Below are 17,874 nucleotides of genomic sequence, written 5' to 3'. Positions count from 1 at the left end.
ATAAAAAATTATGATACTGATATTAGGTGGAACTACCGAGGGGCGTGTAGCGGTTCAGACCCTTGAGGAAGCAGGAAAACCCTTTTACTATTCTACAAGGGGGGATGAACAGAAAGTACCTCTGCACAATGGTATCCGCCTGCAAGGGGCTATGGATGCCATTGATCTGAAAATGTTCTGCCAAGAAAAAGATATCCGGCTCTTAATTGACGCCGCCCATCCTTTCGCCGAACAACTTCACCGGACTGTGGAGGAAGTTGCCCCAATACTCCATATTCCCGTTATCCGGTATAATCGTATCTTCCCCGAACGGAATGAAAAAAACATCACATGGTGTGATAACTACGAAGATGCTATTCTAAATATAAAGAAAGCGGGTATTTTCACTTTGTTGGCACTTACCGGAGTACAAAGCATAAGTAAACTTAAGAGACTTTGGCAAGAAAATATATGTTGTTATTTCCGCATTCTCGACCGAGAAAGTTCACGCGAACTGGCCAGGCAACAAGGATATCCTAAAACACACCTGTATTATTATCACGCCGGAGAAGATGAGCGGCTTTTGATGCGACAGTTGCATCCGGAGGCTATTCTCATCAAAGAAAGTGGAGTATCCGGTGGTTTCATGGAAAAAGTAGAAGCTGCCCGTGAACTGGGTATTCAAATCTTTGCTTTACGTCGCCCCGCAATACCTGAAACATTCTTGTCTGTCAATGGTGAACATGGTCTCAGACGAATGATAGAAAAACTTCTTCCTGATTTTTATCCTCTGCACAGCGGACTGACAACCGGAACCTGTGCAACAGCTGCTGCCGTGGCAGCTACTTGGGATCTGTTTAATATATCTCAAAAACCACGTCCTAAGGAGTTTCCGGTGGTACTTCCTTGTGGAGAAACCATTATGGTACCCGTAGAGAAACAGGAACGACTGCCTCATACCAGCTTTATGAATGACAACTGGATGATGGAGACGGAAGCATACGTCATTAAAAATGCCGGGGATGATCCCGACATAACAGACGGTATGCAGATCAGGGCTAATGTAGCAGTCTCTTTTAAGAAGGACGTTCCTTCTCCCAAGAATACGGTAAACAAAAATGATTATAGTGTCATCGTATGCGGTGGCGAAGGGGTTGGCACTGTCACTATGGCTGGTCTAGGACTTGAGGTGGGTACATCTGCTATCAACGCCACGCCACGAAAGATGATTGAAGACAATGTGAAACGGTGTCTCAAACAATTGCACGTACTCAATGAGCCCAATCCTTTTGTTGTCACGATCTCTGTCCCTGGTGGAGAGGAAATTGCCAAACGAACTTTCAATCCCCGCTTGGGTGTAGAAGGAGGAATTTCAATCATCGGTACGTCGGGGATAGTTAAACCGTTCTCCTCTGAAGCATTCATTAACTCCATCCGCAAATCCATGGAGGTAGCACGTGCCACGAACAGTCCACGTTTTGTTATCAGTTCAGGAGCCAAAAGTGAACGTTTCATTAAAGCATATTATCCTGACCTGCCCAAACAGGCTTTTGTACACTATGGTAACTTCATCGGTGAAACTTTAAAGATTGCCGCCGAACTTGAATTATCATATGTCACTCTTGGAGTAATGATAGGTAAAGCTGTAAAATTAGCTGAAGGAAACCTGGATACTCACAGCAAAAAAGTAGTAATGAATAAGAATTTTATTCGGAAAATAGTCCGGCAAGCCGAATGTAAGGAAGAAACAATAGTCTCTATTGAACAAATGAACCTGGCCCGTGAATTGTGGGATATCATCCCTGCCGACAAGCTGAAAAGTTTCTGTAAACTATTGATTGAAAGTTGTCATCAATGTTGTGACCCGCTTCTGCCCAATGGAGAACTGACTATATTATTAATCACTGAAGACGGAAAGATATACACATGAGAAGAATTATTATTACCCTTTGTTTTGTATTAACAACTTTGGCAGGAATGGCACAGTCTCCTTTTTCTTTCCATGCCAAGGCAGGAATAGGTACTTCCAATTTTTGGGGTAAACATTCAAACAGTGAAACCAAGATGGCATATAAAGTAGGAGTCGGTGTCGAATATACGCTAAACAGAACCTGGGTAGTACAATCTGCGTTAGAATTTGTATCCATAGGAGGCAAGGATGAAATAGGTTATGTGGGAAATGCCAATATGAACGAATTATATCTTCAATTACCAGTTATGATGGCCGCCCGCCTTCACTTAGGTAAGGATTATCATATTTCACTAGGTTTCGGACCTTATATAGCTTGTGGTATAGGTGGAAAAACTTCCGGAGAAGTATTCAGAGAATATAGTGATAATGGCAACTATCATTTTAAGCTGGATACTTTTGGCAGCATGCAAAATCAGAATATGGGAAACATACGATTTGATACAGGTATTGTTATTGGTCTGATGTTTGAATATCATAAGTTTATGTTTGGCGCAGATGTACAGTTGGGACTGGTAAAAATCAACAAACAAATAAATCAGATGATAAATTCTACAGAAAATGGAGCTTTTCTACCTAAAAACTTTGCTTCGTTCTTTACATTGGGATACAAGTTCTTCTAGATATTACCGAACATATTCCCTTTCCTAATAATGAAAAAGAGAAGTTCCGTTAAAAGTCCAGAATTTCTCTTTTTCTTAATGGCAAGTGACTCCTACTTTTTGAGATGTTCATTAGCCAAAGTAGTTACCTTCTCTTTTGCTTGTTCCTCCAATTTCTGAAGAGCGTTATACACTTCGTTTTTCAACTTTTCAGCCTCAGAACTATGTGCTAAACGATAAGTTATTGCTCCAATGATTGAACCCAAGCCTAGTCCAATCCAAAAATGAGAATTTCGACATTCCATAATTAAGTTAGGTTTTAATAAGTTAATATTCAAGGAACCTGATAGATTCGCTCTATCAAGATTTAAATTGAAAACAGCGGACTTAACCATTAGTTCAATGAATAAGAAAGAAATTAACGACAATTTTATATTTACCAAATTATCTATCATTTCCATTCCTATCGCTTGTCTGAAAAATTCCATTCCGTTTCTTTTTGTTTCATTTCTGCCAAGATTCCACATGTCAAAGGTATGGCAAGGAAAAAAGTCAGTATATCGGAGGCTGCCTGACAAATTTCAACTCCTTTCAAGCCCCAACAATAAGGCAAGATAAATATTAATGGAATAAAAAACAGACCTTGACGGGCAGAAGAAAGGATTGTAGCACGTATAGGTTTACGAATGGTTTGCAACATCATGTTACTTACCACAATCCATGCACCCAAAGGATAGGTAATGAACTGCCAACGTAAAGCAGCCGCACCTGTTGCTATTACAGCAGGGTCACCTTTACGGAATACAGCAACAATTTCTTCAGCATACCCCATACCTGCCACAGCACATATCAATAAAAAGAAGAATCCCACTTTCACACAAAACCAGAAACCCTGACGAACTCGGGCATACAATGCCGCTCCATAGTTAAAACCACACACCGGCTGAAAACCTTGTCCAAAACCTATTAAGAAGGAATTAATGAACATGGAAATACGCGTTACGTATCATAAGATTTTTCTTTTCTTACCCTAAGAATACGGGAAATATGCCTATCCATACCTTATTCCCTTATCAAAACAGCTTTCAATAACTCCTCAATACTTTTCACTTTCACAGATCCTGTTTCCGGTAAATGTATAATAAAAGAACTGTCTCCTTTCAAATCCCCAGTTTCAATATATGCTTCCGATTCTATATGGCGGTTTGCCAGTATTCCGTTACGTTGCAATGCTTTTCGTACCATGGCATATTTTTGTCCATGCCCTACTAAACGTATCTGCGAAGTGTATTCATTATCTACTCTGAACAATCCTGTTTCCAAATCAAAGACAATACCTTTACGAGCAAAAAAACTACTCAGGCTACCACTTAATGAAAGATCTTCAGGAGTACCGATGGTGACTCCGTTCACCTTGTCCATCAGCCATATTTTATCGGCTATCTGTAAAGCGAGTTCCAAATCATGGGTGGAAAGGAAAATGGTTTTATTTGTCTGTCGGCTAAGATGGTGCAGTAGTTGCATAACCTCCACTTTACTAGGAAAATCAAGGAAAGCGGTGGGCTCATCCAGATAAATGACAGGCGTTTCCTGAGCAAGCGCCTTGGCTATCATTACTTTCTGACGTTCACCATCACTCAGAGTGTGAACCATACGGTACATCAAGTGCGAAATACCTACCAAAGCGACAGAACGTTCTACTATCTCCTTATCCTCACTGGAAAGAGTACCCCAGAAACCGGTATAAGGACTACGCCCCAGTCCAATCAATTCGTTAACAGTCATATTACGGATATCACATTTCTCCGTCAACACAACACTAATGACACGTGAAAGTTGTTTATCCGTATAATCACCAATTTCCTTTCCCTGAATATGTATTTCACCATCCAGTTTAGGTTGAAAAGCGGACAAGGTACGAAGTAAAGTAGATTTCCCCACTCCATTGGCACCCAACAAACAGGTCAGTTCTCCACTATTGATATCAGCAAAGATACCACTAGCCACTACTTTTACATCCCCTTTTCCCGAATAACCGATAGAAAGATTTTCAATATGTATTGTCTTTTTATTCAAAATCAACTTCTGAATTACAAATTACTCATTCAATTCATTTTTGCGTTTTCTGAACAGAACAGATGCCACTACGGGAGCACCAACCAAAGCTGTCACAGAATTAACGGGTAAAGCCCCCTCCAAACCAGGCATACGGGCTATAAGATTGCAAACTAAAGCCAAGGCAGCACCTACTAGCAAAGTAGCAGGCATCAATATCCGATGGTCGGACGTATGAAAGATGGCACGACACAGATGGGGTACTGCAAGACCGATAAACATAATTGGTCCGCAATAGGCAGTTACGATAGCTACCAATATACCCGAACAAGATATCACGAGCAAACGTGCCCGCTTAATGTTTAATCCCAGATTACGGGCATAGCCATCACCCAATAACAACAAATTCATGGTTTTTATCAGCAAGAAGGACAAAGGTAACAATACCGCCATGATACATATAAACAAAATCATTTGGTCGCCCGACACCCGTGCAAAGCTACCCAATCCCCAGATGACATATGCACGGATATCTTCTTCCACACTGAAATATTTTAGAACCCCAATAACCGCACTTGCCACATATCCTATCATTACTCCGATAATGAGCAACGTCACATTTCCTTTTACCTTCTGAGATACATAAACGATAAGCGCCATCACAGCCAACGCACCGATAATGGCTGCTATGGAAAGGGCAACATCTCCCATATATCCCAAACGGCTCAAAGCAACCCCACCCATCGCACCAGAAAGTAACACTACACATGCCACTCCCAAGCTGGCTCCGGAACTGATACCGAGTACCGACGGTCCTGCTAATGGATTACGAAATACCGTCTGCATTTGCAAGCCGCTGACTGAAAGTCCCGCCCCCGCTACCAATGCCGTCAATGCTTGTGGTACACGAGACTTCCAAATAATATTACTCCAGATAACTTCCTGATTACTCATCACATCGGGATTATAAGTCGTACCTTTTCCCCACAGTAATTCCCAAACTTTACTTAATGGAATATGTACGGAACCCAACAACAAATTCAGTAAAAAGAACAGAAAGATGGACACCAGCAATATCAACATCAGCAAAAAAGCAGGTCTTTTCATTATTTCAGGCGCTCGTAATAAGTAGGTTTATAATCAGGTAATAAATCAGGATGGAAAGCATGAATTAAATCTTCCAGTACCACTTCTGGTTGCATAGGCATACTTTCATAAAAGGGTTTCTCACGCATGTTACAATAAACAATTCCTTTCTCACGGAATGCACGGAAATCGGCATAGCGAGGATCGAGAGACTTTAGAACATCATATGTGAAAGTACCATCATAGCTATTGACAATACGCCAGAACTGGGCACCCTCCGCCTGACTGTATACCGTTTCAAAATCCAAAGTGACACCACCCGAACGAGGATCGTCTTTTAGAAAATAATCGGCACCCGCATCACGGAACAGTTCCGCAAGAAAACTCTTTCCACCCACTGCATACCAATTGCCACCACGTATTTCACCACTGAACACCACTGGACGTTTCTTCACATTGGCAGCCAGTTGTCTCAATTCGTTATATCGTTTTTCAATAATAGCAAATTTAGCATTAGCTTCCGCTTCCTGCCCGATGAACATACCCACAAATTTTATCCACTCAGCCTGTCCCAACGGAGTCATTTCTTTGTATCCCAAATGTGGAACTAAAGGAATACCTATCTCCCTCATCGCATCATATCCTCCTCTTTTGAAAGGAGAAATAAAAATGACATCAGGATTTACACTCATGATCACCTCATTATCAAAATTTCCCTCAATACCTATTTTAGCTGTCTTTCCCGATTTCAAGCGTTCGTTCATCTCCTTATTAAAAAGATGACGGGTACTGGTAATTCCCACCACATGTTCACAAGCATCCAAACGGATAAAGTTAGACAATTGTAAAGAAGTCATACAAATGACATGTTGTACCGGAGTTTCAATAACCGTATAATCTTCGGGAACACCGGCAGATTTTATTCCCCTCGGCACCAAAGCGTAATGAAACGTATTACTATTTTCTTTCTGCGGATCATGAATATCCACCAATTTGATGTTTTTCGGGAGATATTTCACAGTAAAACCCTTAGCGTATACAGGGGCGATGGCAGAAATAGAATCGGAAATCGAATATGAAGTAGCAGTAACCGAGTCTGAAGATGTTTGTTTTGATTTTGAGCTACAGGATGTCATACATAACATGCAAATAAAAGCTACGGCAATCATGGATATTCGGGTCATGGGTATCTGAGTTTCATAAAAATTTGAGCACAATATTCGTCAATTTTGGGGAGATACGCAAGTTCTCCCTCAATTAATTACTGGATATTGTGCCCAATTACCTATTTGTGATTAAAAACTCATCAAGTCATTTAATGCTTCGCTCATACTAGGATGGGTAAATATAAAGTCACGCAGGAAAGTGTATTTCTGTCCCGTCTTCATTGCCATTGCTATCAGGTTGATGACCTCACTTGAATCGGGACCAAATAGTGTACAACCCAATATCTTATCCGTATTGGCATCTATCACGACCTTAAATAGCCCATTAGTATCACCTAAAGTCCTTGCACGTGGAATAGCAGCAACAGGTAGTTTATTTATCTTTATATTCAGTCCCTTTCTATTCGCCTCTGTTTCACTCATTCCGATTCGTGAAAGTGGAGGGTCAATAAATACCGAGTAACTTATCGGATCACGATCGGATAAGTTACGTTCTCCTGCTCCAAACAAGTCTTCACGCAAGATACGATAATCATCCAAAGAAATATAAGTAAACTGTAAGCCCCCTTTCACATCACCTATAGCACGGATATTGGGATTACTAGTTTGCAAATGTTCGTTGACAATGATGGCACCCCGTTCATCCAATTCAACTCCGGCTACTTCCAAATTCAATCCGGCTGTGTTGGGACGCCGTCCCGTTGCCATCAAAATCGCGTCAGCTTCCAACCGATATTCATCACCTGTCACCGCATTCCGATAAACTACGGTAGAGCCTTCCACGGATTGTACGCGGGCGTTCAGACAGAATTCTATTCCTTTCTGCTCCAGTACACCCTGAACGCTGGTGGCAATGTCACGGTCTTCTCTTGAAATTAATTCAGAAGCCCCTTCCAATACCGTTACCTGTGAACCGAAAGATGCATACATAGATGCAAACTCCAGACCAATATAACCACCACCTACAATGACAAGACGAGCAGGTAATTCGGTCAGTTCCATAATAGAAGTACTCGTATAAACGTTCTTGTTATCTATTATTCCTTCAATGGGCGGAATAATAGTTTCGGCACCCGTATTGATAAAGATTTGTGGAGCCTGCAACTGTATGGTTTCATCGGCCATACATACCTCTACCACGTCAGGTCCTGCAAAAGAGCCGATGCCGGTATATACCGTTATATGTGGATGATCCGCCAGATTATGATAATTTTTCTGACGCAGAAAAGAAGTTACTTCTTCTTTCTGTGCGATAGCCCGGTTGTAATATGTCTGCTTTTCCTCCCAAGAAGCATGCTTATCTGCTAACTTTGCAGAGTGTACCAAAGCCTTTGTAGGGATACAACCAATATTGATACAGGTACCTCCATACATTTTATCCGAACGTTCTATCATGGCAACTGAACGATCCCGCTTTGCCAGTTCGGTAGCCAGTGTCTTACCTCCTTTACCAAATCCAATAATAATAGCATCATACTTTTTCATAACCTTATTTCTTTAATTGATTTAATACACTTTTTGCACTATCTGACAGTATAACAACCGCACCTGCAAGAATAGCTGTATCTTTAATGACCAGACGTCCTGCTCCTGTCAGCAATGGAAAACCATGTTCCCCACTTCCCAAATCGGGTACCCATACTTCGGGAGTGGTGACAAGGAAAGATAACGTTCCAACAGTCATTATAATGGTTAATATTGCTCCTGTCAATCCGATTTTCGGAAAAAAAAGACCCAGGAACGTAAGAATACCGATTGTTATAATGAGGATACCCAAACCATAAGAAAAGACATAGGTATTATTCTCGACATGCCATTGGTGTTTTGTTTCATTGAACTCACCTTCCTTCAACTTATACTCTTTATATTCAGGTACACTCTTTGAATAGAAGAAACTCATAAAAGGACTATTGGCAACGAAAGGTACAATACCTTCGGCTTCATAATTCCAAAATTTCAGGCTGCCTATCCATACAAAGATGACCAAGATTGACACACGAATTAAATTAATACCTAATTTTTGGGTAGAAGCAGCAAACGTCAGGACAGCCACAAACAGGTTTTGCAATTTAGTTTTCATATTCAGTTGTTTTTAAATTAAATATTTCTGCAAATATCCCTGTTTTCGCCCATCCGCGAAATGGCAATTATTCCGTAACGGTTGGCAATTCTTCCCGTTGTACTCTTCTTCTGTATTCCGAGACACTTTCTCCCGTCATTTTCTTGAAAAAACGGCTGAATGCAGCAATATCTTCAAAACCTAGAATGATACTGATTTCCTTGATACTTTTTTTCGTATAAAGCAAAAGTCGCTTTGCCTCTGCTTCTATCCGTTCATGAATAACCCGTAAAGGTGAAGGCCGGTTACAAGTAGAGAACAAATTGGATAATGTCTTGGGCGAACGGCAAAGAATATCGGCATAGTCCTGTACCTGTTTTTTCTCTTTAAAATTCTGATCTACTAACACATAATACTGACGAATAATATCGAATGCTTTCCCTTTTTCTTTTCCTACCTGAAACTTTTGCCGGGCAATACGCGTACAAGTTATGATAAAACGTTTCAGAACTATACGTAACATTTCCTCTTGCAGATTATCATGTATAGCAGATTCTTGGCAGAAGATACGCACAATATCATACAAATTAGACGTTTCTTCTCTAGACAGCTTCAGTCTCATCACATTGGAAGAACCATAGAAGAGGAAACCGTTACACGACACTTCATTGTCATGTCCGAAGATACAATAAAAGTTACTATTGAATAAAAAAGTCAGATATTCACCCTCTATCTGTTTCACTTCCAAATGATGCAACGGGGTCAATGTCACGATTTCATCTTTCATCAGATACATAGGAATATGGTCAACTTCTACCATTAATGAACCACTCTGTACCCAAATAAACTTATATAAGGTTTTATCATGTTGCAAAGGTTTACGTTCATGGAATCGATGAGTCAGGACGATATTGCCATTCAAGCGGGTATTGAGTTGATAATCCATTAATATAGATGGTTTGGTACGTGAAAACAAAGATAAACAATATCTTGCTTAATACCGATTATTTCCCGACTTTTGCATCTAAATCTCCAAACTTTTAAGTTTTTCATTTTAAATCATAAGATTAATTTAAATCTATAAAATCAATGCATCCTGTCATATTCGTATCCCTTGGCCCGGGTGAACCGGAATTAATCACCCTGAAAGGATTGAAAGCCTTGCAAAACGCCGATTGTATTTTCTGCCCCGAGACTCGGATCCGGGATGGACGGACACTCTCACGAGCTGCCGATATCATGCGCCGACTGGATATTCCCATCGACTGCATCCATCGCTTTCCTCTTCCCATGAGTAAACAACGTGAAAAAGCATTAGCTGCCTATGACTGGGTTTATGAGGAAACGATCTTATTATGTAAAGAAGGGAAAAAAGTAGCAATCGTGGCCGAGGGAGACGCCGGTTTCTACTCATCAGTACACTATATTTTCGAGAAACTGCAAACTATCGGCATTCCTGTGGAACAGGTGGCCGGTATCCCCGCCTTTATTGCTTCCGGTGCACGAGGCGGACTGCACATTGCCAGCCAGGAAGAGCGTGTAACTATAATTCCAGGTATCACTACAACGGAAGAGATAGAAAAACTTATTCATGAAAAGAGCGTAATCGTCATTATGAAGTTATCACAATGTACTGATGAAGTCCATCGGTGTATTCGCATTCATCCCGAATACGGCTATCATTATTTTGAAAATGTGGGAACACCGGAAGAAAAGTATTCCAATGATATCAAACTGATTGGAAATCTTCACTTTCCTTATTTTTCATTACTTATCATCCAACAGAACGGATAATAAAATGGAATGCATACCTACTATGTATTAACATGTTGTATGTACCAATAGAATATCTCGTTTGGGTAGTGACGGTACCAGCTGTTGGTAGTTCCTGTATCATGTGTTGATACGGTAGGTATCACACACGGGTATATCTCCGATTTAATACAATTTCGCACATTGTTAAGAGTGTATTTCCCCAAAAAGACTTACCTTTGTCCCATCGTAAACTAAAAAAGATATGAACATGAAGAAACTCGCTTTTTATATGATGCTGTTGGTTATGAGTATCGGTTATGCCCATGCGCAAGGACAGGCAGACATCAAGTTTGAAAAAACCACGCACGACTTTGGGACTTTCCCTGAAGAAAAGCCGATAGTAAGTTACACGTTCAAGTTTACTAATGTCGGTGATGCGCCGTTGGTCATTCATCAGGCTGTAGCGTCCTGTGGATGTACTGTACCCGAATATACGCAAGAACCGGTATTGCCCGGAAAGACAGGGACTATAAAGATCACATACAACGGTACAGGTAAGTATCCCGGTCACTTCAAGAAGTCCATTACCCTGCGTACCAATGCCAAGACGGAAATGATGAGAATTTTTGTGGAAGGTAATATGACTCCCAAAGGTGGTAAATAAGCGTTTTTATTATACAGAAAAAAGGAGAATTTTTTAATTCTCCTTTTTTTTTGCTTTCTTTGAAGTCTATTAAAGAAATCATTATATAATAGACACATAACAAATAATAAACTTATAGGAAACTATGAAACAAGAAGAAGAGAAATTTACCGGCTTGCCAGAAAATGCATTCCGTGAATTGAAGCCGGGTGAAGTCTATAATCCTTTGATGGACTCCAACAAAAAGTATCCCGAAGTAAACTTATGGTCTGTATCATGGGGTATTGCGATGGCTATCCTTTTTTCGGCTGCCGCCGCTTATCTGGGATTGAAAGTAGGACAAGTATTCGAAGCTGCCATCCCCATCGCAATTATCGCTGTCGGTGTATCTGGTGCAGCCAAACGTAAAGGTGCTTTAGGCGAAAATGTTATTATCCAGTCTATCGGGGCAAGCTCTGGTGTAATTGTTGCAGGAGCTATTTTCACACTGCCCGCCTTGTATATTCTTCAGGAAAGTTATCCCAAAGAAATCACTGTCACTTTTACACAAGTATTTATCAGCTCTCTGCTGGGAGGTATACTGGGTATTCTCTTCCTTATTCCTTTCCGCAAATATTTTGTCAGCGACATGCACGGTAAATATCCTTTCCCTGAAGCTACGGCTACCACACAGGTACTTGTATCGGGAGAGAAAGGTGGAAGTCAGGCTAAACCGTTGCTGATGGCAGGTATCATAGGTGGTTTGTATGACTTTATTGTGGCTACCTTCGGTTGGTGGAACGAGAACTTTACCACCCGTGTTTGCGAATTTGGCGAAATGCTGGCAGAGAAAGCCAAATTAGTATTCAAAGTGAATACAGGTGCCGCTGTACTTGGTTTGGGCTATATCGTCGGACTAAAATACGCTTCTATCATCTGTGCCGGTTCTTTGGCCGTATGGTGGATAATCATCCCCAGTATGTCTATGATTTGGGGAGACAGTGTGTTGAACCAATGGAATCCGGAAATAGCCACCACCGTCGGTGCGATGGCTCCCGAAGATATATTTAAATACTATGCCAAGAGTATCGGTATCGGCGGTATCGCAATGGCGGGTATCATCGGTATCATCAAATCATGGAGTATCATCAAGAGTGCTGTAGGACTGGCTGCCAAAGAAATGGGTGGAAAGTCGAATAATGTTGAAGCAAGCGTAAAACGTACACAACGCGATATTTCTATGAAGATTATCGCTATTGGTTCTATCATTACCTTGTTGCTGGTGATGATGTTCTTCTATTTTGACGTGATGCAAGGTAATATCCTGCATACCGTAGTAGCTATCTTGCTGGTTGCCGGTATTGCTTTCCTGTTTACAACAGTAGCAGCCAATGCTATCGCCATCGTAGGTACAAATCCGGTTTCGGGAATGACACTGATGACCTTAATTTTGGCATCGGTAGTAATGGTAGCTGTCGGGCTGAAAGGGCCCGAGGGTATGGTTGCAGCATTGGTTATGGGGGGTGTGGTTTGTACGGCACTGTCTATGGCGGGTGGATTCATTACTGACTTGAAAATTGGTTACTGGCTGGGAAGTACGCCTGCCAAACAAGAAACATGGAAATTTCTCGGAACCATTGTTTCTGCAGCTACGGTAGGTGGAGTTATGATTATCCTGAATAAAACATATGGTTTTACTAGTGGACAACTGGCTGCTCCGCAAGCCAATGCGATGGCTGCCGTCATTGAACCATTGATGAATGGTGTAGGTGCGCCTTGGCTACTATATGGTATTGGCGCCGTGCTCGCTATCATACTGACCGTCTTTAAAATTCCGGCATTGGCATTTGCATTGGGTATGTTCATCCCATTAGAATTGAATGTACCATTGGTTGTTGGTGGTGCTGTAAACTGGTACGTTACTTCTCGTAGCAAAGATACCGCTGTCAACACCGCTCGTGGTGAAAAGGGAACATTACTCGCTTCCGGATTTATTGCCGGTGGAGCCCTGATGGGAGTAGTAAGTGCCGCCATGCGTTTCGGTGGTATCAATCTTACTGACCCGATGGAAATGGTGTTGAACAATTACAATGTCCCAATATGGCTAATTCGCTATGCCCAACAAATTAATGTATGGATGGGAAGTTCAGCTTCCGAACTACTTGCTCTCGGTGCATATGCCATATTGATATTCTTCTTTATTAAAGTTACAATGAAAACAAAATAAATAAGGACATCATGAAGAAGATTTTAATTATATCTTTTTTATTTATATCAACTATGTTATCTGCTCAAAAAACCGTTGAGTTACTACTATGGCCCAACGGAGCACCTAATACAAATGGCCTGACCGACCCAGAGGAAAATATGGAAGGCGGACGCGTAGCCAACGTTGTCAATCCTTCCATTACCGTATATCATCCAGAAAAACCGAACGGTATGGCTATTATCATGTGCCCCGGTGGCGGATATGCCCGTCTTGCCATGAACCACGAAGGTCATGATATGTCTTCTTGGTTCACTGCGCAAGGTATCACATACATCGTTTTGAAATACCGTATGCCGAATGGACATTACGAAGTTCCTCTATCTGATGCAGAACAAGCAATTCGCGTGGTGCGTGCAAAAGCCAAAGAATGGAAAATCAATCCTCATTGTGTGGGTATCATGGGAGCGTCTGCCGGAGGACATCTGGCAGCTTCACTTGCTACATTGTATAGTAGTGATGAAACTCGGCCGGATTTTCAGATTTTGTTCTATCCTGTCATTTCCATGTTGAAAGGGGTTACGCACGCCGGTTCCCGCCAGAACCTGATTGGTTTAAATCCTTCTGCCGAACTTGAGCAAAAGTACAGTCTCGAACGCCAAGTATCCGCCCGTTCTCCACAAGCATTCATCATGCTTTCTGCTGATGACGGTTCCGTACCACCTATAAATGGTATAGGCTATTTCCTAGCTTTGCGCGAACAAAAAGTACCTGCTAGTCTGCATGTCTATCCTATCGGGGGGCATGGTTGGGGATTTCGTGATAATTTTATGTATAAACGCCAATGGACTGGAGAACTGGAAAAGTGGTTGCGTGATGGATTGAATTTGTCGCTGAAAATGCCCAAGCGCCTATGATACCTCGCGCAGGCCTACGTATGCAACTGTCCGGTGCACTTACAACTTTGACGTATTACGGGCGCGGACCTAAAGAAAACTATCGTGACCGCCGCACTTCCCAATTCATTGACGAGTATACCACAGATATAAAGGATATGTATGAACCTTATGTAGGTCCACAGGAAAACAATCATCGCACGGATATTTATTGGTGTACTCTAACCCATAAATACAAAGATGGTTTGCTCTTCATCGATTTCCGTATGATGGGCATGGGTGGAGATAATAGCTGGGGAGCTATCGTACACGAGCCTTGCTTAATTCGTCCGGATAGAGAGAATGCCATTGAATATGGTTTACGATTGTTCCATTTGATAAGAAAACCGATTTCAGGAAGTTAATTCTTAAATATTAAACTGAAAATAATGGCTAAAGACCTGTTTAGCATATTCTGCTTTTTAGCAATCACATTGTCCGTCCCTGCGCAAGAGGCGGATAATGTGACGCTAAAATATGCATTGAAGTTCATCAATACTCCCTACGTGGCACATACGCTTGAGATAAACGACCAGGAACAACTTGTCATCAATCTGAAAGAGGTGGATTGTACTACCTTCGTAGAATATGTACTTGCCATGGCGCTTTCTTCGTCCAGCGATTGTTGCCAGCCGAATAATGTCACTTTTGCTCGTAACTTACAGAATATCCGTTATCGTGACGGTAAGATTAATGGGTATCCTTCTCGCCTTCACTATGTTGCAGATTGGGTAAATAATGGAGTAAAATACGGTTTTCTTGAAGATATAGCCGCTACCAACAGTCTCGATACAGTCACATTATCCCTTTCGTTTATGTCTTCTCATCCTGTTGCTTATAAGCAACTTGTCCATTCACCGGAAAATGTGGCTAAGATGAAAAAGATTGAACAGTCGCTTTCCGGACAAATTTTCCACTATCTCCCTAAAAATAAACTTCTTGACAATGGCTTTTCTTGGATAAAAAACGGTGATGTAATAGCTATCACTACTGATATTCCGGGACTTGACGTCGCTCATTTGGGATTTGCCTATTATGAAAAAGGAATATTAAAACTACTCCACGCTTCTTCCAGTAAAAAGAAAGTAGTTATTTCCAATGATCCATTAACGCAAATCTTGAAAAATAACAAGAAGTTTACCGGCATCAGAATCTTAAGATTGAAAAATAAATAATTGATAATAATACTACAATCCTAAAGGTAATCCGGTTATATACCAAAGGATAAACAGAGCAGTCCAGGCTAAAAGAATAGCCAAAGAATATCTCCATGTATACTTCAATAAAGAGCCGTAAGTAGACTGTTTGTCATATTGCTGCATATAAGTCAGTACCAATGGCATATAGAACATAAAAGGCGTAATGGCATTAGTTGCACTATCTCCTATGCGATAGGCACATTGCGTTACATCCGGAGAAATCCCCATACCGGCCAGTACCGGAACAAATATAAATGACATAAATGCCCATTTTGAAGTAGCAGATACCATTATCAGATTAATAAGAGCCGTAAACAAGATAAATAATATCAGTATCCACAAACTTCCTAAACGGAGGGAAGAAAGTAAATCCGCTCCTAAAATGGCAATACATTTATCTAAATGAGAATACTCAAAACAAGCGAACATTTGTGCAGCAAAAAAAGCGATGACAAAATAAACGCCCAATAGCTTCATCGGTTGGGTCAATCCCTCTATCACATCACCATCAGTACGATAACGTCCAGAAGCAAATCCATATACCATTCCCATTAGTCCGATGCCGAAAGAAAGTAAAAACAAGATTCCTACAATAAACGGGGAATGAATAAGCCCTCCATTCACTCCCCGTAAAATACCCCATGATGAAAAAGTAGCCCATAATATAAGCATTACATAAAGTAAACCTACAACAAAGGCACCCAGTATCGCCCTCCTCTCTTTACGCGAAAGCTGCTTGTAACCTAAGAAATTGACATTCTCCATATAATCCCCTAAAGCAGGCAACAGATTTTTACGAGTTATGTAATAAATAAGGAATATTAGTAAGAAAGTAGATACAAAAAGAAAATAATAATTACTCAAAGGACCTATTTTACCCAACGATACATTTGTCTGGTCGGCAGCCTCTTGAGTGGTAGTAGCAATTAGAGGGTCGAGTGTACTCAATAGAATATTGGCGCTATAACCGCAAGATACAGACACATATGCCGTAATGATACCTCCAATAGGATGCAATCCCACCGACAGGAACAAAGTTGCAGCAATAGGAATCAAAATAATATATCCTGCATCTCCTACTACATTGGACAATAATCCTAAGATAATTACACAGGTTACAATACGCCACGGATTTTGTCGTTGTTTCCGTACACTTTTACGGATACACGCATCAATAAAACCCGAATGTTGTGCCACCCCTATGCCGAACATTGCCACGATGACCAAGCCCAAAGGAGCAAACCCTGTGAAATTTGTCACAACATGCCGTAGTAACCAACGAATACCTTCAGGGCTTAATAAACTTTGTACGCGTATTTCTTCACCTGTCTGCGGCAGAGACACACTCAAACCATAGATATCGAATATCCATGATATGAAAATGACTACAAGCGTCAATAGCAGGAACATCGTCGCGGGATGTGGCATGTGCCATTTACTTTTCATCGGCTTCCGTTTAGTGAAACTATTCTTCGTCTGCTTCTAGGTTATCAATATCAAGAATACGCAATTCGAGAGCACGCACAACCAATCGAGTGGCATTCACCCCTATCCTGTCACCAGGAGAGAAGAGTCTGTTCACCAGGTCATTTTGACGCTTCTCCAAAGACTTCACTCCGAAAGGCATGCCTTTCAGACCGGCAATCATATCTTTTGTATACCCCAATGCCAAATGACGTAGGAAACGTTCGTCGTATTCGTCAATATCGTAACTGATAATGGCTTCCTGACGTTTTGAGTCATTGAGAACAGCTCTTCTGAAACGTTCTACAATTTTTTCCAATATCGGGTAATTAAAAACGAGTTTTTTACCATCCATTACAGCCTGTACATCTGTTTTAGTAAGCAATTCGCCCGTTTTTAAGATGATACCATCTGCACCGGCATCCAGCACATCTACCCACAATTTTTCATTCAGGATTTCTCCTGTGAAAATCAGTACATGTACATCCGGATAACGTTTAAAAATATTCCGGCATATATCTACACCGATAGTAGTAGATCCACCTAACCCTAAATCCAATAAAACAAGATCGGGAATACCTGCCTCCATCAATGTCCAGAATTCCTGCTCTGTCATAGCCGTGCCAATAACCTCTGCATCAGGAATTTCATGACGAAAAATTTCTTCCGTACCTTTCAATTCCAATTTCACATCTTCTACAATGATGACTTTGAACTTCTTTTCTTCCATTTATTTAACCTAATATCAATTACAAACTAACAACCACTAATTAAACA

General features: G+C 41.0%; 15 protein-coding genes and 3 pseudogenes. 8 read left to right on the top strand and 10 right to left on the bottom strand.

Translation table 11 applies throughout. The features are described 5' to 3' along the window. Positions 1 to 10 precede the first annotated feature (10 nt). Together cbiD and C1A09_RS05445 are read left to right on the top strand one after the other, a co-directional pair. Complete coding sequence (gene cbiD, locus C1A09_RS05450; protein WP_101542712.1) at positions 11 to 1,909, top strand: cobalt-precorrin-5B (C(1))-methyltransferase CbiD; 1,899 nt, start codon at positions 11 to 13, stop codon at positions 1,907 to 1,909. Further along, positions 1,906 to 2,571 (top strand): outer membrane beta-barrel protein, encoded by a 666-nt coding sequence (locus tag C1A09_RS05445; protein WP_101542711.1) that lies wholly within the window; start codon positions 1,906 to 1,908, stop codon positions 2,569 to 2,571. Before cbiD ends, C1A09_RS05445 begins: the two co-directional genes overlap by 4 nt. A gap of 92 nt (positions 2,572 to 2,663) precedes the next feature. On the opposite strand, the gene C1A09_RS05440 is transcribed toward C1A09_RS05445, so the two are convergent. The 8 genes and pseudogenes from C1A09_RS05440 to C1A09_RS05405 form a co-directional block, all read right to left on the bottom strand. Then, positions 2,664 to 3,038, bottom strand: a complete 375-nt coding sequence (locus C1A09_RS05440) for a YtxH domain-containing protein (RefSeq protein WP_145998972.1) — start codon at positions 3,036 to 3,038, stop codon at positions 2,664 to 2,666. Then, a pseudogene (locus C1A09_RS05435) lies at positions 3,014 to 3,553 on the bottom strand (MATE family efflux transporter); the annotation flags it as partial. The gene C1A09_RS05440 and the pseudogene C1A09_RS05435, both read right to left, overlap by 25 nt. Positions 3,554 to 3,612: 59 nt before the next feature. Beyond that, the gene (locus C1A09_RS05430) at positions 3,613 to 4,626 is read right to left on the bottom strand and encodes an ABC transporter ATP-binding protein (protein WP_101542987.1); all 1,014 of its coding nucleotides are present in this window, start codon (positions 4,624 to 4,626) and stop codon (positions 3,613 to 3,615) included. Between the two features lie 21 nt (positions 4,627 to 4,647). Further along, positions 4,648 to 5,712: an iron chelate uptake ABC transporter family permease subunit gene (locus C1A09_RS05425; protein ID WP_101542709.1), complete on the bottom strand. Its 1,065-nt coding sequence runs from the start codon at positions 5,710 to 5,712 to the stop codon at positions 4,648 to 4,650. After that, positions 5,712 to 6,875 carry an ABC transporter substrate-binding protein gene (locus tag C1A09_RS05420; protein ID WP_101542708.1) on the bottom strand — a complete coding sequence of 388 codons (1,164 nt, stop codon included), beginning with the start codon at positions 6,873 to 6,875 and terminating at the stop codon, positions 5,712 to 5,714. The genes C1A09_RS05425 and C1A09_RS05420 overlap by 1 nt, the downstream gene beginning before the upstream one ends. A 111-nt stretch (positions 6,876 to 6,986) precedes the next feature. Next, positions 6,987 to 8,342, bottom strand: a complete 1,356-nt coding sequence (locus C1A09_RS05415; RefSeq protein WP_101542707.1) for an FAD-dependent oxidoreductase — start codon at positions 8,340 to 8,342, stop codon at positions 6,987 to 6,989. 4 nt (positions 8,343 to 8,346) lie between these two features. Next, the gene (locus tag C1A09_RS05410; protein WP_101542706.1) at positions 8,347 to 8,937 is read right to left on the bottom strand and encodes a DUF417 family protein; all 591 of its coding nucleotides are present in this window, start codon (positions 8,935 to 8,937) and stop codon (positions 8,347 to 8,349) included. A gap of 67 nt (positions 8,938 to 9,004) precedes the next feature. Further along, positions 9,005 to 9,862: an AraC family transcriptional regulator gene (locus C1A09_RS05405; protein WP_101542705.1), complete on the bottom strand. Its 858-nt coding sequence runs from the start codon at positions 9,860 to 9,862 to the stop codon at positions 9,005 to 9,007. Between the two features lie 143 nt (positions 9,863 to 10,005). On the opposite strand from C1A09_RS05405, the gene C1A09_RS05400 reads away from it, so the two are divergent. The 6 genes and pseudogenes from C1A09_RS05400 to C1A09_RS05375 all read left to right on the top strand — a co-directional run bounded on the left by C1A09_RS05400 (position 10,006) and on the right by C1A09_RS05375 (position 15,609). Then, a complete protein-coding gene (locus C1A09_RS05400) occupies positions 10,006 to 10,710 on the top strand; it encodes a precorrin-2 C(20)-methyltransferase (RefSeq protein WP_101542704.1) in 705 nt (234 codons plus the stop codon). Between the two features lie 229 nt (positions 10,711 to 10,939). Continuing rightward, positions 10,940 to 11,335: a DUF1573 domain-containing protein gene (locus C1A09_RS05395; RefSeq protein ID WP_101542986.1), complete on the top strand. Its 396-nt coding sequence runs from the start codon at positions 10,940 to 10,942 to the stop codon at positions 11,333 to 11,335. 124 nt (positions 11,336 to 11,459) lie between these two features. Next, a pseudogene (locus C1A09_RS05390) lies at positions 11,460 to 13,379 on the top strand (OPT family oligopeptide transporter); the annotation flags it as partial. A gap of 152 nt (positions 13,380 to 13,531) precedes the next feature. Further along, a complete protein-coding gene (locus C1A09_RS05385) occupies positions 13,532 to 14,416 on the top strand; it encodes an alpha/beta hydrolase (protein WP_101542702.1) in 885 nt (294 codons plus the stop codon). After that, positions 14,386 to 14,813: pseudogene (locus C1A09_RS05380) on the top strand (beta-galactosidase small subunit-related protein); the annotation flags it as partial. The gene C1A09_RS05385 and the pseudogene C1A09_RS05380, both read left to right, overlap by 31 nt. A 1-nt stretch (position 14,814) precedes the next feature. Next, complete coding sequence (locus C1A09_RS05375; protein WP_370448241.1) at positions 14,815 to 15,609, top strand: N-acetylmuramoyl-L-alanine amidase-like domain-containing protein; 795 nt, start codon at positions 14,815 to 14,817, stop codon at positions 15,607 to 15,609. A 12-nt stretch (positions 15,610 to 15,621) separates the two neighbouring features. On the opposite strand, the gene C1A09_RS05370 is transcribed toward C1A09_RS05375, so the two are convergent. Beyond that, complete coding sequence (locus C1A09_RS05370; RefSeq protein ID WP_101542700.1) at positions 15,622 to 17,079, bottom strand: AbgT family transporter; 1,458 nt, start codon at positions 17,077 to 17,079, stop codon at positions 15,622 to 15,624. A 19-nt stretch (positions 17,080 to 17,098) separates the two neighbouring features. Then, positions 17,099 to 17,827 carry a DUF5932 domain-containing protein gene (locus tag C1A09_RS05365; protein ID WP_101542699.1) on the bottom strand — a complete coding sequence of 243 codons (729 nt, stop codon included), beginning with the start codon at positions 17,825 to 17,827 and terminating at the stop codon, positions 17,099 to 17,101. Between the last annotated feature and the right edge of the window lie 47 nt (positions 17,828 to 17,874).

The sequence above is a fragment of the Bacteroides cutis genome (assembly GCF_900241005.1).
In the GTDB taxonomy this organism is placed as follows: Bacteria; Bacteroidota; Bacteroidia; order Bacteroidales; family Bacteroidaceae; genus Bacteroides; species Bacteroides cutis.
The sequence above is the reverse complement of the archived record's forward strand: the minus strand, read 5'-3'. Positions and strand labels throughout refer to the sequence as shown.

Excerpts from the sequence above, each read along its gene's own strand:
- C1A09_RS05445 (WP_101542711.1), top strand. The coding sequence starts at position 1,906 with ATGAGAAGAATTATTATTACCCTTTGTTTTGTATTAACAACTTTGGCA.
- cbiD (WP_101542712.1), top strand. The coding sequence starts at position 11 with ATGATACTGATATTAGGTGGAACTACCGAGGGGCGTGTAGCGGTTCAG.
- C1A09_RS05440 (WP_145998972.1), bottom strand. The coding sequence starts at position 3,038 with ATGGAATTTTTCAGACAAGCGATAGGAATGGAAATGATAGATAATTTG.
- C1A09_RS05400 (WP_101542704.1), top strand. The coding sequence starts at position 10,006 with ATGCATCCTGTCATATTCGTATCCCTTGGCCCGGGTGAACCGGAATTA.
- C1A09_RS05385 (WP_101542702.1), top strand. The coding sequence starts at position 13,532 with ATGAAGAAGATTTTAATTATATCTTTTTTATTTATATCAACTATGTTA.
- C1A09_RS05370 (WP_101542700.1), bottom strand. The coding sequence starts at position 17,079 with ATGAAAAGTAAATGGCACATGCCACATCCCGCGACGATGTTCCTGCTA.
- C1A09_RS05365 (WP_101542699.1), bottom strand. The coding sequence starts at position 17,827 with ATGGAAGAAAAGAAGTTCAAAGTCATCATTGTAGAAGATGTGAAATTG.
- C1A09_RS05425 (WP_101542709.1), bottom strand. The coding sequence starts at position 5,712 with ATGAAAAGACCTGCTTTTTTGCTGATGTTGATATTGCTGGTGTCCATC.
- C1A09_RS05415 (WP_101542707.1), bottom strand. The coding sequence starts at position 8,342 with ATGAAAAAGTATGATGCTATTATTATTGGATTTGGTAAAGGAGGTAAG.
- C1A09_RS05405 (WP_101542705.1), bottom strand. The coding sequence starts at position 9,862 with ATGGATTATCAACTCAATACCCGCTTGAATGGCAATATCGTCCTGACT.
- C1A09_RS05410 (WP_101542706.1), bottom strand. The coding sequence starts at position 8,937 with ATGAAAACTAAATTGCAAAACCTGTTTGTGGCTGTCCTGACGTTTGCT.
- C1A09_RS05420 (WP_101542708.1), bottom strand. The coding sequence starts at position 6,875 with ATGACCCGAATATCCATGATTGCCGTAGCTTTTATTTGCATGTTATGT.
- C1A09_RS05395 (WP_101542986.1), top strand. The coding sequence starts at position 10,940 with ATGAAGAAACTCGCTTTTTATATGATGCTGTTGGTTATGAGTATCGGT.